Annotated in this window: 9 protein-coding genes; 2 read left to right on the plus strand and 7 right to left on the minus strand. The window is 66.2% G+C overall.

The genetic code is table 11. From position 1 onward, the window contains the following. Positions 1–252: 252 nt before the first annotated feature. From KVO92_RS16765 to KVO92_RS16785, 5 genes are all read right to left on the minus strand, one after another. On the minus strand, positions 253–612 hold the full coding sequence (locus KVO92_RS16765; protein WP_217476672.1) for a copper-binding protein: 360 nt from the start codon (positions 610–612) through the stop codon (positions 253–255). Next, entirely contained in the window at positions 609–3,785 is a 3,177-nt protein-coding gene (locus KVO92_RS16770) for an efflux RND transporter permease subunit (protein ID WP_217476673.1), read from the minus strand. Before KVO92_RS16770 ends, KVO92_RS16765 begins: the two co-directional genes overlap by 4 nt. After that, positions 3,782–5,248 (minus strand): efflux RND transporter periplasmic adaptor subunit, encoded by a 1,467-nt coding sequence (locus KVO92_RS16775; RefSeq protein ID WP_217476674.1) that lies wholly within the window; start codon positions 5,246–5,248, stop codon positions 3,782–3,784. The genes KVO92_RS16770 and KVO92_RS16775 overlap by 4 nt, the downstream gene beginning before the upstream one ends. After that, a complete protein-coding gene (locus tag KVO92_RS16780) occupies positions 5,245–6,489 on the minus strand; it encodes a TolC family protein (RefSeq protein WP_217476675.1) in 1,245 nt (414 codons plus the stop codon). The genes KVO92_RS16775 and KVO92_RS16780 overlap by 4 nt, the downstream gene beginning before the upstream one ends. Positions 6,490–6,584: 95 nt before the next feature. Further along, positions 6,585–6,947: a hypothetical protein gene (locus tag KVO92_RS16785; RefSeq protein WP_217476676.1), complete on the minus strand. Its 363-nt coding sequence runs from the start codon at positions 6,945–6,947 to the stop codon at positions 6,585–6,587. A 417-nt stretch (positions 6,948–7,364) separates the two neighbouring features. Here KVO92_RS16785 and KVO92_RS16790 point away from each other — a divergent pair, with 417 nt between their 5' ends. After that, positions 7,365–9,278 carry a sigma-54-dependent Fis family transcriptional regulator gene (locus tag KVO92_RS16790; protein ID WP_217476677.1) on the plus strand — a complete coding sequence of 638 codons (1,914 nt, stop codon included), beginning with the start codon at positions 7,365–7,367 and terminating at the stop codon, positions 9,276–9,278. A gap of 266 nt (positions 9,279–9,544) precedes the next feature. On the opposite strand, the gene aldA is transcribed toward KVO92_RS16790, so the two are convergent. After that, the gene (gene aldA, locus KVO92_RS16795; RefSeq protein WP_217476678.1) at positions 9,545–10,981 is read right to left on the minus strand and encodes an aldehyde dehydrogenase; all 1,437 of its coding nucleotides are present in this window, start codon (positions 10,979–10,981) and stop codon (positions 9,545–9,547) included. A gap of 16 nt (positions 10,982–10,997) precedes the next feature. Further along, positions 10,998–13,157, minus strand: a complete 2,160-nt coding sequence (locus KVO92_RS16800) for a PQQ-dependent dehydrogenase, methanol/ethanol family (protein WP_217476679.1) — start codon at positions 13,155–13,157, stop codon at positions 10,998–11,000. 534 nt (positions 13,158–13,691) lie between these two features. On the opposite strand from KVO92_RS16800, the gene KVO92_RS16805 reads away from it, so the two are divergent. Beyond that, positions 13,692–15,692 carry a TonB-dependent receptor family protein gene (locus KVO92_RS16805; protein ID WP_217476680.1) on the plus strand — a complete coding sequence of 667 codons (2,001 nt, stop codon included), beginning with the start codon at positions 13,692–13,694 and terminating at the stop codon, positions 15,690–15,692. The last annotated feature ends 228 nt before the right edge of the window (positions 15,693–15,920 follow it).

Consider the following 15,920-nt stretch of genomic DNA (forward strand, 5'->3'; position numbering starts at 1 on the left):
CCCGCCGCTGAGCGGTGCGGCGGCGGACGAAATCGCCTGGGCTGCGGTCCGGTTTAGAGGGCTCGAACCAGCGCCTCTGCTGCACGCGCATCGCGGCTGCCATCCATGACAAGGGCGTTCATGGCAGGGCCGACCCCTTTTCATGCTTAACCCGTCGCATCGTTCGGGCCAACACCTGCTTGATGATCGACTCACGCGTTGCCTGAATCGGCAGGTGCTGGCGTGGCTGTATGCCGAGCCGAAGGCAGCTCGCTACTGCTTTTCGATCGATGTGATACGTGCGCGCATGCCTTCGCTGGTAAAGGTGAACGTCACCTGGTCCCCTTCGTTCACCTGGGCAATCTGTGCCGGTGTGGCGGCGAATCCCATGACCATCGCTGGCCATTTCAGCTCGGGGACCGGGCCGTGGGCGATGGTCAGGGTGCCCTTGTCGGGGTCGATCTTCTTCACGGTGCCGGTGGCACTCGCGGTCTGGGCCGCTGGGTCGTGCTGCATCGGCATATCGTTCATGCCTTTGTGGTCCATGGGCATGCCTTCCATATGATTCGTCTCGGCGGCGTAGGCGGCCGGAACCAGTGCCAGGACGGCGACGGTGCTGATGAGTCTTTTCATGGGGTGACTCCCGTTTCGGTGGTAGTTGCAGCGGGGGCGGCTGTGGCGGCCAGCGACTGACGGCGGCGCATCAACAGAAAGGCCGCCGGCAGGACGAAGAGGGACAAGAGCGGGGCGGTGACCATTCCGCCGACCATGGGGGCGGCGATGCGGCTCATGATCTCGCTGCCGGTGCCGCTGCCCCAGAGGATCGGCAGGAGCCCGGCGATGATCACGGCAACGGTCATGGCCTTGGGCCGTACACGCTGCACCGCACCGTAGCGGATGGCGTCGCGCAGGGCGGGCTCGCCGAAGTGGCCGGTGATCTGCTTGTCCTCCCAGGCGTTTTTCAGATACAGCAGCATGATCACGCCGAACTCCGCGGCGACGCCTGCCAGCGCAATGAAGCCGACGCCGGTGGCGACCGAAAGGTTGTAGCCGAGCAGATAGAGGAACCAGACGCCGCCAGTGAGGGCGAAGGGCAGGGTGGCCATGATCAGCGCCGCCTCGGAGGCGCGTCCGAAGGTCAGGTAGAGCAGCACGAAGATGATCGCCAGGGTGGCCGGCACGACCAGTTTCAGTCGCTGGTTGGCTCGCTCCATGAATTCGAACTGGCCGGAGTAGGCGAGGCTCATGCCCGCTGGCAGGTCGAGCTCGGCGTCGATGGCGTGGCGCAGGTCGCCGACCACCGAGGCGATATCGCGGCCACGGACGTCGATGTACACCCAGCCGGACAGCCGGGCGTTCTCGCTTTTGAGCATCGGCGGGCCGTCGACCACGCGAATCTCCGCCACGGTGCCGAGGGTGATCTGGCTGCCCTGCGGCGTGTAGATCGGCAGCTTGCGCAGATCGCTGATCGAGTCGCGCCATTCGCGGCCGTAGCGCAGGTTGATCGGGTAGCGGGCCAGGCCCTCGACCGTCTCGCCGACCTTGGCGCCGCCGATGGCACCGGCGACGATGGCCTGCACTTCGGCGATGTTCAGCCCGTAGCGGGCGGCCGCGGCGCGGTTGATGTCCACGTCGATGTAGCGCCCGCCGGTCATGCGTTCGGCCAGCGCCGAGGTGACGCCGGGAACCTGCTTGGCGATGCGTTCGACGTCGGCGGTGGCCTTGTCGATCTGCGCCAGGTCGCTGCCGGCCACTTTCACCCCGATGGGGCTCTTGATGCCGGTGGCGAGCATGTCGATGCGGTTGCGGATCGGCGGGATCCACAGGTTGGCCAGGCCCGGCACCTGCACCGCGCGATCCAGCTCCTCGATCAGCTTCTCCTGGGTCATACCCTCGCGCCACTGATCCTTGGGCTTGAACTGGATGGTGGTCTCGAACATCACCAGCGGCGCCGGGTCGGTGGCGCTGTCGGCACGTCCGGCCTTGCCGAAGACGCGTTCGACCTCCGGCACCGACTTGATTAGCCGGTCGGTGCGCTGCAACAGGGCACTGGCCTGCTGCGCCGAGAGGCCGGGCAGGGCGGTGGGCATGTAGAGCAGATCGCCTTCGTCCAGTGGCGGAAGGAATTCGCCGCCCAGCTTGCTCGCCGGGTAGAGCCCGGTAAGGAAGATTGCCAGCGCGACCACGAGGGTGGTTTTCGGCCACTTGAGCACGGCGTCCAGTGCCGGGCGGTAGATCCGGATCAGCCCGCGGTTGAGCGGGTTCTTCGTCTCATCGGGAATCCTGCCGCGAATCCAGAAGCCCATCAGCACCGGCACCAGCGTCACCGAGAGCGCCGCGGCGGCCGCCATGGCGTAGGTCTTGGTAAAAGCCAGCGGGCCGAACAGCCGACCTTCCTGGGCTTCGAGGGTGAACACCGGGATGAACGACAGCGTGATGATCAGCAGGCTGAAGAACAGCGCCGGGCCGACCTCCACCGCGGCGTCGGTGATCACGCCCCAGTGCGCAGCGCCCTTGAGCGGTTGCCCCGGATGCTGCTCGCGCCAATGCTCGATGTGCTTGTGGGCGTTCTCGATCATCACCACAGCGGCATCGACCATGGCGCCGATGGCGATGGCAATGCCCCCGAGGGACATGATGTTCGCGTTGACCCCCTGCTTCTGCATGATGACGAACGCCACCAGCACGCCGACAGGCAGCGAGACGATGGCCACCAGCGACGAGCGCAGGTGCCAGAGGAACAGGGCACAGACCAGCGCCACCACGATGAACTCTTCCACCAGCTTGTGGCTGAGGTTGTCCACGGCGCGGTCGATCAGCTGGCTGCGGTCGTAGGTGGTGACGACCTCCACGCCCTCGGGCAGGCTTTTGCGCAGCTCGTCCAGACGCGTCTGCACCGCTGCGATGGTCTGCCGGGCGTTCTTGCCGCTGCGCAGGATCACCACGCCGCCGACCACTTCGCCCTCGCCATCCAGCTCGGCGATACCGCGACGCATCTCCGGGCCGAGCTGGATGCTGGCGATATCGCCCAGCGTCACCGGGGTGCCGTTGGCCTCCACCCTCAGCGGAATCTGCCGGAAGTCCTTCAGCGATTGGAGGTAGCCCGAGGCACGCACCATGAACTCGGCCTCCGCCAGCTCCAGCACGCTGCCGCCGGTTTCCCGGTTGGCCGCGTCGATGGCCTGCGCCACCTGCTGCTGGGTGATGCCGCGGCTGGCCATGCGCACCGGGTCGAGCACCACCTGATACTGCTTGACCATGCCGCCGATCGGCGCCACTTCCGCGACGTTGGGCAGGGTCTTCAGCTCATAGCGCAGGAACCAGTCCTGCAACGAGCGCAGTTGGGCCAGATCATGCTTGCCACTGCGGTCGATCAGCGCGTACTGGTAGATCCAGCCGACACCCGTGGCGTCCGGGCCCAATGCCGGGGTGGCGCCGGCCGGCAGGCGGCTCTGCACTTGGCTCAGGTACTCGAGCACACGCGAGCGCGCCCAATAGAGGTCGGTGCCGTCCTCGAACAGCACGTAGACGTAGCTGTCGCCGAAGAACGAATAGCCGCGGACGGTCTTTGCGCCCGGCACCGACAACATGGTGGTGGCCAGCGGGTAGGTGACCTGATTCTCGACGATCTGCGGCGCCTGGCCGGCGTAAGGCGTGCGGATGATCACTTGCACATCGGACAGGTCCGGCAGTGCGTCGATGGGACTGTTTTTGACCGACCAGACGCCCCAGGCCACGGCGAACAGCGTCGCCAGAAGGACCAGAAAGCGGTTGGCCACCGACCAGCGGATAACGGCGGCAATCATGGCTGGTGCTCCTCGTGGCCGGTGTGCTCATCGAGCTTCTCCAGGCGCTCGATGAACAGCCCGTCGTCGGTCTGCGACACGCCTACGCGCACCCGGTCACCCACCTTGAAGCCTTCCAGCAGTGCCAGGTCCGAGACCGAGAAGGGCATGGTCATGCCCGGCATGCCGAGGGTCTTGAACGGGCCGTGGGACAGCCCGACCATGTCGCCATCGATCTCGACAATGGTGCCTTCGGCCTCATGCAGGGTCGGCGCGGCGGCGGCCACCGTCGTCTCGCCCACGCCATGGGCGGCGATGCCGCGCAGGCTGGCTTCGGAGTCGAGCAGGAACTGGCCGGAGGCGACCACCTGCTGGCCTTCTTCCAGGCCAGCGAGCACCTCGGTCTTCTCCTCGGTTTCCCGACCGGTGCGGATCTCCACGGGCCGGTAGCGGCCGTTGTCGTCGGCCAGCATTACCAGGCTGCGCTTGCCGGTGCGAATGACCGCTTCGGTGGGAATCACCAGCGCCGGCTGGCTGTTGTGGGCCAGGCTGACCTCGGCGGTCATGCCGGGACGCAGGCGCAACGCAGGGTTAGGCAGCTCGACCCGTACGCGCACGGTGCGGCTGGCCAGATCCGCCTGGGGCAGTACCGCTTGAATCCGCCCTTCCAGCGCTTCGCCGGGGAACGCCGGCAGCCGCGCGGCGACCGGTTGATCCGGGCCGAGGCCGGCAGCCTGGGCCTCGGGCACCGCGACCTCCAGCCAGACCTTGTCGAGCCCGTTGACCCGCGCCAGGGTGGCACCGGTCGGAAGGGTCATGCCTTCACGTACGTCGAGGCTTTGCAGTACACCGCCGATGGGGCTGGTCACGGTCCAGACGTTTTGCGTGCGGCCAGTATTCTCCAGCCGGGCGATCAGCTCGGCGGGCATGCCGGCCAGCCGCAGGCGCTGGCGGGCGGCGCTCAGCAGTTCCGGTTCGCCGAGGCCGCGCAACGCCAGGTACTCAGCTTGGGCGGCGCCCCATTCGGGCACCAGCAGATCGGCCAGCGGCGCGCCTTTTTCGATCACATCCTCCGGGGCACGGTCGTAGACGCGTTCGACGAAGCCGCCGCTGCGCGCCTGTACCAGGGCCATGTCACGGCCATTGAAGGTGAGCGCACCGACAGCCTCTACCGAGTCGTCGAAGGTCTCCCGGCTGGCGGTGGCCAGGCGCATGCCGAGATTCTGCGAAATGCCAGGGTCGATGCTGATACTGGCGGCGTCGCCACCCTCCTCGGCGTAGCGCGGTACCAGATCCATGTCCATGAAGGGCGACTTGCCAGGCTTGTCGAACCGTTGCTGCGGGTACATGGGGTCGTACCAGTACAGCACCGCACGGCCTTCGGTGTCGGGCTTGGCAGCCTGGGCAGCGCTGAGAGGAGAGGCACCGAGCAGCAGCACCGGAAGGCTGACCAGCAGGGCCAGGCGCTTGAGTGGGTCATTCATTGATCAGCTCCAAAGGCGAAGTGCAGGCGGGCGTTGGCCAGGGCGCGGTCGCGGGCCACGTCGATCCGGCGCAGGCGGGTCTCCAGCAGGGCCTCGCGGGCCTCGACCACCGGCGTCAGGCCGCCGCGACCGCCGCGGTAGTCGGCCATGGACAGGTGGACCTTTTCTTCCGCCAGCGGAACCAGGGTCGAGTCGAGGCGCGCCAGGGTGCGCTGCAGTCGCTCCAGTTCGGCAAGGTCGGTAGCCAGCGCCTCGTTGTGCATGCGCAAGGCCGCTTCACGCTCGGCCTCGACCTGGCTCAGGCGTGCCCGTTCGGAAGCGATACGGGGCGTCTGGCGGGAGCCGGCGAACACCGGCAGGTCGAAGCTCACATTGAAGCTGACCATGTCGCCATAGGCTTCACGCCGCCCGTACTCGACGCCCCAGGCCCAATCGGGCCGCTTGTCGGCAATGGCCTCCTGCAGGCGCGCCTCGGCCTGGCGGGCCAGCGGCCCGTACGCCTCGAGCGAGGGATGATGTTGCAGATGGTGCTGGTAGTAAGCGGCCTCGTCGGACCAGGACGGCAGTTCGCCGCTCAGCGGTTGCCCCGCGGCCTCGCCGATCCAGCGGCGCAGGGCGGCGCGTGCCACCTGACGGTTGCGTTGCAACTGGTCTTCCTGCTCGGCAAGCAGCGCCGCCTCTTGCTTGGGCTGCACGCTATCGGCCGCGCCGCCTCCGCCGCCGGCAATGCGCGCCTGCACGGCTCGCTCGAACAGGCGGTTCTCGTCATAGAGCGCTTTGAACAGCTCGAGCTTTTCCTCGACCGAGCGAGCCGTGATCCAGGCTTCGGCCGCTTGACGACGAACTTCCAGGCGAGATAGCTGCTGTTGGGTTTGCGCCAGTTCGATGTCTGCGCCGGCTGCCTCGGTCCGCGCCCGACGCTTGGCGCGGTTGGGCACCTCCTGCACCAGGCCGATGGTCTGCATAGTCATGGCTTCGGCATCCAGACGCCCGGCCGGATCGCCTTCGATCGGCAGGTTGCGTATGCCCAGGCTGAGGCGCGGGTCCGGCAGCTCGCCGGCAGGTATGGCCGCCTGGCGGGCGGCCTCGGTATTGGCGGCCCGGGCTTGCAGGTCCGGTGCCTGTTGTTCGGCGAGACGCAGCGTCTCGTCCAGGGTCAGCGCGCTGGCTAGGGTAGGCAGGGCCAGCGTGATCGCCAGCGCGACCAATGAAGGGCGCGCCAGAGGGCGTGAGGATTTCATTCCTGTTGATTCCAGTGTCGTCCAGGCGAGCCAAAAGGCACGCAATGCCTCTTCGTGCGGACGGGCGCACGAAGTGGGTCAGGGCAGAACGGGAATCAGGCGCGGGGTGGATGCCAGACGGCGTCCGGGATCAGGGCGGGGGTAAAGTCGCTGGGATGGACAGGCACGGGCTTGCCGAGCGGCAATGTAGGCGGCTTGCCGAGCGATAGCTGCAGCAAGCTGCTGGTTTTGCATTCCTTGCCGGATTTGCAGAACACGCCTTTGCCTGGCTGCTCGTGATCGAGGCACTCGCTGCTCTGCATATCCATCGTGGCCTGCATGAGGCTGGACGCTTCGGCGTGTGACCCGTGGCTCATCATCGTGCCTTGACCGACAGGCAACAGCATTTGCGCCATTCCGTTGATGGGAAGCGCAAGGGTCAATAGCAAAAAGATGAAGACACGGACATGGCGTTGCATGCGGCCGAGTCTATTGGATGCAGCTGCGCTGAACAAGCGCGGCCAGCCCAGCGAACGGGCTCTGCCACGCCCTAAGTCCGCCGGTTGCCAGGCCGTGTTTTGGATGGGCAAACGAAGCGCATTGAAAACGGCCCGGCACGCGAGGGCATGCAGCCACGGTAGCGTGCCGAGACGGCTGCCTTGGCGCCGAATCAGATCGGCATCACAACGGTCAATGAACAGCCGGACAGGTTTGGTTTCTGCGCAGCTCCCCCGTTCAGCTGAGCGCGTTAGGCCGTATGCCTCCCCGGCACGACGCCAGCCCGGCAGATGGACGGCTCGGCCTGGAGTGGCCGTGCTAGGCTTGGTTTGGCTGTTTCCCCGGTCGATACGAACAATTACGCACGGCCCGACTCGGCGCCTTGTTTGGAGTCCCGCATGATCGCGCGTCCGCCCTCTGAGCTACCAACCGATCTCTCGGCATTCGTTGCCACGCACTTCGCCGGCCGAGGGTCCAATCCGGATCGGTTGATTGCCGAATCCTGGTACCGCAGCGTCCACCAGCACGGGCTCGATCCGACTCAACCTGTCGCCCATGTTCAGCTCGAGCAGCACGAGATTCGCCTGCATCAGGAAGAACACCATGACTTTCTGGCCATCGCGAGTCAGGGCATGGAAGGGTTGTCGCGGCGGCTGAACCCGGCGGGCTTTGCCGTGCTGCTCAGTGATCGCCGCGGGATCACGCTCGATGCCCGGCTACCCGGGCAGTACAGTCCCTATGCGGACTCGGGGCTGGTGGTCGGCAGTTGCTGGGACGAGTCGCTGGTGGGGACCAACGGCATCGGTACGGGGCTGGCCGCGGGCCAGTCGCTGATCATCCACCGCGACGAGCATTTTCTCAGCAGCAACGCCATGCTGAGTTGCTCGGTGGCGCCGTTGTTCGATCCTCAGGGCGCATTAATGGGGTGTCTCAACGCCTCGTGTCTCAACAGTGGCGGGCCGAAGCAGGCGCAATACCTGACGCTCCAGTTGGTCAGCCTGTACGCCCGGCTTATCGAAAACGCCAGTTTCCACCAGCGCTATGCGCATTGCGCCATGCTGACGCTGGGCGGCGATGCAGGCGACCTGGGCAACGAGCGGTTGCTGGCGCTTGATGCGGCGGGCCGGATCCTCGGTGCCAATCGCGCCGCCTTTTTGGCCGCCGGCCAGCGGGGCGCGCTCGTGGGCGAGGCGGTTCAGGATGTTCTGTCCCTCTCACTGGATGAGCTGGTCACCCTTACCCACGGCGGCCAGCGCAGCGCGACCTTACGGTTGGCCGGTGGACCGGCGCTGGAGGTGACGCTGCGGATGCCGGCGGCCCCCACGCCGCGCGCCAGAAGCGAGCGCGGCCTGAACGTCGTTCCGGCAGAGCCAACCCTTGAACACCTGGCCGGAGAGGATCCAGGCCTGCAGCGCTCCGTCCAGAAGCTGCGGCGCGTGCTGGATCGGGATATTTCATTGCTGCTGACCGGCGAGACCGGCACCGGCAAGGAAGCCTTCGCGCGGGCGATCCATCAGGCCAGCGTGCGCGCTAAGGGGCCCTTCGTCGCGCTCAATTGCGCGGCGATCCCGGAGTCGCTGATCGAGAGCGAGCTGTTTGGCTACCGTGCCGGCACCTTTACCGGCGCCAGCCGCCAGGGGATGAAGGGCAAGCTGGAGCAAGCCAATGGCGGGACGCTGTTTCTCGACGAGATTGGCGATATGCCGGCGCACCTGCAGACGCGGCTGCTGCGCGTGCTGGCCGAGCGGGAGCTGGTGCCGCTGGGGGCTGCCACGCCGGTCGCGCTGAATGTGCAGCTGGTCTGCGCCACGCACCGCGACCTGCCTGCCATGGTGGCTGCGGGCGAGTTTCGTGAGGACCTGTACTACCGGCTAAACGGCCTGACCATCAGGCTGCCCGCCTTGCGCGACCGGGCGGATCGCGCCGCGCTGATCCGTCGCGTTTTAGGACGTGAGGCTGGCGACGAGCCTGTCGAGTTGACCACCGAGGCGATGGAACGGCTGGCCGCTTACCGGTGGCCCGGCAACGTGCGCCAGCTGATCAACGTGCTGCGCTGTGCCGTCGCGCTGGCGGACGACGGGCTGATCGGTCTCGATTGCCTGCCACCGGAGCTACTGTCGGCGCCCATGGAGCCGTTGTCCGTGACGCAATCGCTGGAGACGACCCGAGACGCTGCCGAAGCGGCCCATCTGCAAGCGACACTTGAGCAGCATGGCGGCAACGTCACGTCGGCGGCACGTTCGCTTGGCATCAACCGCGCCACGCTGTATCGCAAGCTGCAGCGTTACGGGCTCACCACGCGACGCAGGTGATAGCTCGCATGTGACGGTTGCGTCGCGGGCTCAGCGGTGCCCAGGGCGCTAGCCTCGAGATCCGAGAAGAATGCGTGCCAGCTCTCGGATATGACCCAGACCAGGTGGGCTGAAGCAGAGCTCCGCTCGGCCCACCCTATGGTGGCGCGAACACGCTCAAGCCCAACACGACGCTCGCTTCCCCCACCATCCGACTCCCTCGCCCCTCCGGGGAGAGGGCTGGGGTGAGGGGAGCGCCGTCAGGCGCCTGCGCGAGGAAAGGTCACTCAGCTCTGTACATACACCGCGTGGGTATGGGTGTACTCGTACAGGCCGTGCTTGCCATCCGCGCCGCCGATGCCGGATTTGCGCACCCCGGCGTGGAAGCCCTGCATCGCCTCGAAGTTCTCGCGGTTGATGTAGGTCTCGCCGAAGTCCAGGCCAGCGGCCGCTTTCATCGCGGTGGAGAGATCGCGGGTGTAGATCGAGGAGGTCAGGCCGTACTCGCAGTCGTTGGCCATGGCGATGGCTTCGTCCAGGTCATCGATGATCTGTACCGGCAACACCGGGCCGAAGACTTCCTTGCGCATGATTTCCATGTCGTGCGAGCAGTTGGCGAGCAGCGTCGGCTGGTAGTGGAAGCCCTTGCCCAGGTCCGCCACGGCGCCACCGGTGACCAGCTGCGCGCCCTGGCTCTGGGCGGTGCGCACCATCTGCTCGACCTTGCGCAGGCCAGCCTCGTTGATCAGCGGGCCCATCTCCACGTCCGCTTGGGCGATGGGGTCGCCATAGCGGGTTTCGGCCAGGGCACCGGCAATGCGTTCGATGAACTGGTCCGCGACACCGCGCTGCACGTAAACGCGCTCGGCGCAGTTGCAGACCTGCCCGGTGTTGATGATGCGCGACGCGCGAATGGCGGTGACGGCGAGGTCCAGGTCCGCATCGTTCATCACGATTGCCGGGGCCTTGCCGCCTAGCTCCAGGTTGAGCTTGGTGACGTTTTGCGCCGCAGCGGCCATGATCCGCTGGCCGGTGCCGACGCTGCCGGTGAAGCTGATCATGTCGATCTTGTCGCTGGTGGTCAGCGCGCTGCCGACCCCCGCGCCGCTGCCGCAGACCACGTTGAACACGCCTTTGGGCAGGTCGGTCTCGGCCACCAGCTTGGCAAATTCGAAGCAGTTGTTCGGCGTCTCTTCGCTGGGCTTGATGACGATGGTGTTGCCGGTCACCAGCGCCGGCGCCATCTTCCGCGCGATCAGGAAGAACGGGAAGTTCCACGGCAGGATGCCGGCCACCACGCCCAGCGGCTTGCGGAACAGGAAGATGTTTTCGCCCGGGCGGTCGCTGGTGATGATCTCGCCCTCGATACGGCGCGCCCACTCGGCCATGTAGTCGAGGTAGTCGGCAGTGAAGTTGACCTCCACCAGCGCCAGGCTCTGGATCTTGCCGCCTTCCTCGGTGATGACCCGGGCCAGGCGCTCGGCGTTCTGGCGGATCTTGCTGGCGATGGCGCGCAGGTAGCCGGCGCGCTCGACGGCGGGCTTCTGGCTCCAGGCTTTCTGCGCGGCGCGGGCGGCGGCGATGGCGCGTTCGGCGGTGGCGGCATCGGACTCCGGCACGCGGGAAAGCACCGCGCCGGTCGCCGGGTTGCGCACCTCGATGAGGTTGTCGCAGGCGACGAAGGCGCCGTCGATGTAGTTCTGGTAGGTCGTCAAGTCAGTCATGTCGATTCTCCTGGGGTCAGTTGCTGGCCGTTTTCTGGGTCGGCTGAGGCAGGTCGTCCGGGCCGTGTTCGAGGCGGTCGTGGGCGCGCTTGATCAGGTATTGATGGATCTGTTCCATCTGCTCGCGATCGAACGCTTCGGCGAAGGAGGGCATGCCATCGGGGATGCGCGCGCCGTGGAGGATGCCGAGGAACTGCTCATGTTTATCCGGGGTGAGCATGCGCAGGTCCGGCAGCACGCCGCCGCTGACGGCGTGGATGCCGTGGCACTGGGAGCAGTAGCCGTCATAGAGCTTGCCGCCGGCCTTGACGGTGGCCGCATCGGCTGTCAGTGGCGGCGGCTTGGGCGCGTCTTCACGCGGCGCCGGTTCCTGCAGCTCGGCGGTGCCGCCGAGCTTGTAGGTGAGCACCTGGGCGTAGGGCTGCACGCCGGCGCGCAGCGACAGGGCGCCGGCAAAGGTGGAGAAGGCGCCGCCCCAGCCCGCCATGAAGGTCACGTACTGCTCGCCGTCCACGCTGTAGGTGATGGGCGCTGCCATCACGCCGCTTGCTGCCGGCTGCTCCCAGAGTTTCTTGCCGGTGTCGGCGGCATAGGCGATGACACGGCCATCGGCGCTGCCTTCGAACACCAGGTTGCCCGCGGTGCTCAGGGTGCCGCCGTTGAAGATGGTGACGTAGGGCACTTCCCACGCCTGCTCCTGCTTGACCGGGTCCCAGGCGATCAGCTTGCCGGACCAGGTGTCGGCGTACTTGCCCAGGCCTTCCGGGTCCTCGGGCATCATCCCGGTCTTCAGGCCCAGCTGGTACATGCTCTTGAACTTGTTGCGCGCCGGCGCATCCGGCACGTGCTCGTACCAGGCCGACATGATGTGCGCGGGGATGTAGACCAGCCCAGTGTTCGGGTTATAGGACATGGGGTGCCAGTCATGCGCGCCCCAGAAACCCGGCTGGACCAGCTTGGCCTTCTTCTCGCCTTTCCAGTAGGCCGCCGCTTCGTCGTCGACGATAGGCCGGCCGGTCTTCAGATCCACGCCCTTGGCCCAGTTGATCGGCACGATGTTTTCGGCCGATAGCAGCTCGCCCGTGGCGCGGTCGATGACGTAGAAGAAGCCGTTCTTCGGCGCCTGCATCAGCACCTTGCGCTGTTTGCCCTTGATCTCAAGGTCCGCAAGAATCATGTGCTGCGTGGCGGTGTAGTCCCAGGCATCGCCCGGCGTGGTCTGGTAGTGCCAGACGTATTCGCCGGTGTCGGCGTTGACCGCGACGATGGAGGACAGGAACAGGTTGTCTCCCTTGCCCTCGCTGCGCCAGATCGGGTCCCACAGCGAGCCGTTGCCGACGCCGATGTAGAGCAGGTTCAGCTCCGGGTCATAGGCAAAGGAATCCCAGGCGGTGCCGCCGCCACCCTGCTCGACGAAGGCGCGGCCGTGCCAGGTCTTCTTTGCGATCTCCATGCCCTTGCCTTCGGCAGGCTTGTCCGGATCACCCGGTACGGTGAAGAAGCGCCAGGCCTGCTTGCCGGTCTCGGCATCGTAGGCGGTGACGTAGCCGCGCACGCCGAACTCGGCGCCGCCGTTGCCGATCACCACCTTGCCGTTGACCACGCGCGGGGCACCGGTGATGGAGTAGCTGCGTTCCTTGTCGTAGCGGGTGTCGACCGACCAGACGCGCTCGCCGGTCTTGGCGTCGATGGCTTCCAGACGGCCATCGAGCACGCCGACATAGACCTTGCCCTTCCACACGGCGACGCCGCGGTTGATCGCATCGCAGCAGGCCTCACCAGCGCGGGAACGGTCGGACTTGGGGTCGTACTTCCAGATTTCCTTGCCGGTGCGCGCATCGAGCGCATAGACGATGGAGAAGGGCCCGGTGGTGTACATCACACCGTCGACCACGATGGGTGTGGCTTCCACGCCGCGGTCGATGTCGAGCTTGTAGCTCCAGGCCAGCCCGAGTTCGTCGACGTTGGCATCGGTGATCTTCTTCAGCGGGCTGAAGCGCTGTTCGCCGTAGTCGCGACCGTGGCTCATCCAGTTGCCGGGTTCGGCGTCGGCATTGGCGATGCGTTTGCCGTCGACTTCGGCAGCGTGCAGTGGCAGGGACAGCAGGGCGGCCAAACTGGTGGCGCCAAGCAGGGTGGTGGGCCGTCGGCCCAGGTAGGGATCCAAGTGCTTCATCGCAGGCTCTCTCTTGTTATTGGTTTAACCGCCCGGTGGGGCAGGTCTTCTCGGGAGAGCAACCGCTGTGCCAGCCGTTGCGATTTGGCTGCAAGGCCAGGTGTGGTGCTGGCTGGCGGGGTCCTGGTTCGTCGCGGCGGGAGCGGCTTGTCGCAACCAGACCGTTGCGCTGCTGCGGCAGCTGTCGCGCCGTTGCGACAGTGGGGACGCGCTCGAATGCCTGACGATCGGAGGCTGAATCTTACGGCGGCGATTCAAATAGGCCTGCCAATGCAGCAGGACCGGCGTCGGCGGGTTGGCTCGGAGGCGAAAACGGCGATCGGCGGTGTCTCAAGGCTGGCTTGGCATGTACGTTGCGTTGATAAGAGCTGGCATAGACAGGTTTTCCGCCCCAGCTCCGCTCTGTAGTTTAAAAACCGCGTTTCGGTTCGGCCTGCCGCCGAGGCTGCCTCTTCGCCTCCGCTCGGTCAGCGTTCTCGAGCGGTTTGCCCGGCAACAGCGGTTAACGTCACTCCATAACAACAAGGCTCATCCATGTATCGACTGTTTCTTGCCGGATCGCTCTCGTTGGCGACCGGCCCCTTGCTCGCGCAGACAAGCGAACCGCTCACGCTCGACCCGTTGTTGGTGAGCTCGCCGCGGGCGGAATCCGACTGGTTCACCTTGCCGATGGCGGTGTCCGCCGTAACGGCGCAGGACCAGCCGGGTGAGCAGTTGCTCACCCTCGACAGCTTGCTCGGGCCTGTGCCGGGCGCGCTTTCGCAGAGCCGCTACAACCTGGCGCAAGGCATGCGCCTGTCCATTCGCGGCTTTGGTTCCCGCTCCAGTTTTGGCGTGCGCGGCGTTCGCGTGCTGGTCGACGGGGTGCCGCTGACCATGCCTGACGGGCAGACCGAGATGGACGGGCTGGATACCTCGCTGGTCGAGCGCATCGAGGTGATCCGCGGCCCCTCGTCGACCATCTACGGCAATGCCGCGGGTGGCGTCCTGTCGATCCAGACGCGAGAACCAGGGGAGGCGCCGTTTACGCAGGTCGAGGTGACCGGCGGCGAACTGGGCTATCGGCGCATGCGCGCGGAAACCAGTGGCAGCGCCGGATCGCTGGGTGCCTTGCTCGCCGTCAACGCCACACAGCTCGACGGCTACCGCACACACGGGACTGCCGAAACCAATCACCTCACCGGCAAGCTGCGTTGGCAGGGGGAGGGCGGCACGCTCGGGCTCACCCTGCATGCGATCGACAACCGCGCCGAAGATCCCGGTGGGCTGAACCTGGCTCAGGTCCGGGCGGACCGTTCCCAGGCGCGGCCACAGAGCCTGCAGTTCGATTCCGACGAGACTGTCGAGCAGCAGCGCGTCTCGCTGGTTTGGGATGGCCAGGCCGCCGGCGACGATACCTACCAGTTGCGCAGCTATTACGGCCAGCGTGAGTTCAGCAACCGCCTTCCGTTGCAGAACAACGGCCAGACCTCCTACGACCGCTGGTTCGCCGGGGTGGGCGCGCAGCGCACCTTTCACCGTGAGCTGGCGGGTCTACCGCATCAGTTGACCGTCGGCATGGACCTGGAAAGCCAGCGGGACGAGCGCTCGCGCAACGACAACCTGCCCGGCGGCATCACCGGCGCCCTGACGCAGCGCCAGCGCGAAACGGCGGACAGCCGGGGCGTGTTTATCGAGGATCAGCTGCGCCTGGGCGACGCCTGGCTGCTCACTGCCGGCGTGCGCTATGACAGCGTGCGGCTCGAAGCCAAGGACCGTTACCTGAGCGACGGCGATGCCTCGGGCGAGCGCAACCTGGAGGACTGGAACTACAGCCTGGGGCTGAGCCGGCAACTGGACGCCCACCATGTGGCCTACGCGCGCTACGCAACCTCCTTCGAGACGCCGACCATCAACGAAATGGCCAACCCAAGCGGGGGCGGCTTCAATCCATCCCTCGCCCCGGCACAGTCGATCAATCGCGAAATAGGCCTGAAGGGCGAGCACCCTGGATTGCGTTACGAAGCGGTGCTCTACAGCATGCGCATCGAAGACGAACTGGTGCCGGAAGTCGACGGACGCACCTTCTACACCAACGCCGGCCGCTCCAGTCGTGACGGTATCGAACTCAGCGGCGACTGGTTGCTGGGAAGCCATTGGCGATTGACCGGTGCCTGGAGCTACAACCGCTACCGTTTCGACCAGTTCCAGGGCTACGACGGCAACCGCATCCCCGGAATTCCGAGGCAAAGCCTGTTCGCCGAGGTCAGCTATGACCGCGACGACTGGTATGCACGGGTGAACGTCAACGCCTATGACCAGCAGTACGCAGACAATGCCAACCTCGACCGTGTGGCCGGCTATGCGGTCACCAACGCCCGGCTGGGCTGGCGTATGGCGTGGGGTGATCAGCGCTGGGAGCCCTATGTCGGCATCGACAACCTGCTGGACCGCAACTACTACGACAACCTGCGCATCAACGATAACTTCGGCCGTTATTACGAGCCTGCGCCAGGGCGGACGATCTATGCGGGAGCGAAGCTGACGTTTGATTGATGTGCGGTTTCTGCGAAGCGATGCGCTGCGTGGGGCGCACGCGGCCGTTGCAAAGGAAGCAACTCTGGCGCTCCAGCTGCACCCTCGGTTGTGTCTATCCGCAGCGGCTGGGCGGCGCGGGCCAGGCAGACATTAGAACCGTGCAGTTCAGGCTAGGTTCTGCTGCTGGCCGACAGGCGAAGCTGGCCCGCCGCCTTCGTCTCACCCGTGTATGTGGTATCTGTATAT

This window comes from Stutzerimonas stutzeri, from assembly GCF_019090095.1.
In the GTDB taxonomy this organism is placed as follows: Bacteria; Pseudomonadota; Gammaproteobacteria; order Pseudomonadales; family Pseudomonadaceae; genus Stutzerimonas; species Stutzerimonas stutzeri_AN.

Bases quoted from the DNA above. Each gene is read 5' to 3' on its own strand.
- KVO92_RS16785 (WP_217476676.1), bottom strand. From the start codon at position 6,947: ATGCAACGCCATGTCCGTGTCTTCATCTTTTTGCTATTGACCCTTGCG.
- KVO92_RS16770 (WP_217476673.1), bottom strand. From the start codon at position 3,785: ATGATTGCCGCCGTTATCCGCTGGTCGGTGGCCAACCGCTTTCTGGTC.
- KVO92_RS16805 (WP_217476680.1), top strand. From the start codon at position 13,692: ATGTATCGACTGTTTCTTGCCGGATCGCTCTCGTTGGCGACCGGCCCC.
- KVO92_RS16790 (WP_217476677.1), top strand. From the start codon at position 7,365: ATGATCGCGCGTCCGCCCTCTGAGCTACCAACCGATCTCTCGGCATTC.
- KVO92_RS16800 (WP_217476679.1), bottom strand. From the start codon at position 13,157: ATGAAGCACTTGGATCCCTACCTGGGCCGACGGCCCACCACCCTGCTT.
- KVO92_RS16780 (WP_217476675.1), bottom strand. From the start codon at position 6,489: ATGAAATCCTCACGCCCTCTGGCGCGCCCTTCATTGGTCGCGCTGGCG.
- aldA (WP_217476678.1), bottom strand. From the start codon at position 10,981: ATGACTGACTTGACGACCTACCAGAACTACATCGACGGCGCCTTCGTC.
- KVO92_RS16775 (WP_217476674.1), bottom strand. From the start codon at position 5,248: ATGAATGACCCACTCAAGCGCCTGGCCCTGCTGGTCAGCCTTCCGGTG.
- KVO92_RS16765 (WP_217476672.1), bottom strand. From the start codon at position 612: ATGAAAAGACTCATCAGCACCGTCGCCGTCCTGGCACTGGTTCCGGCC.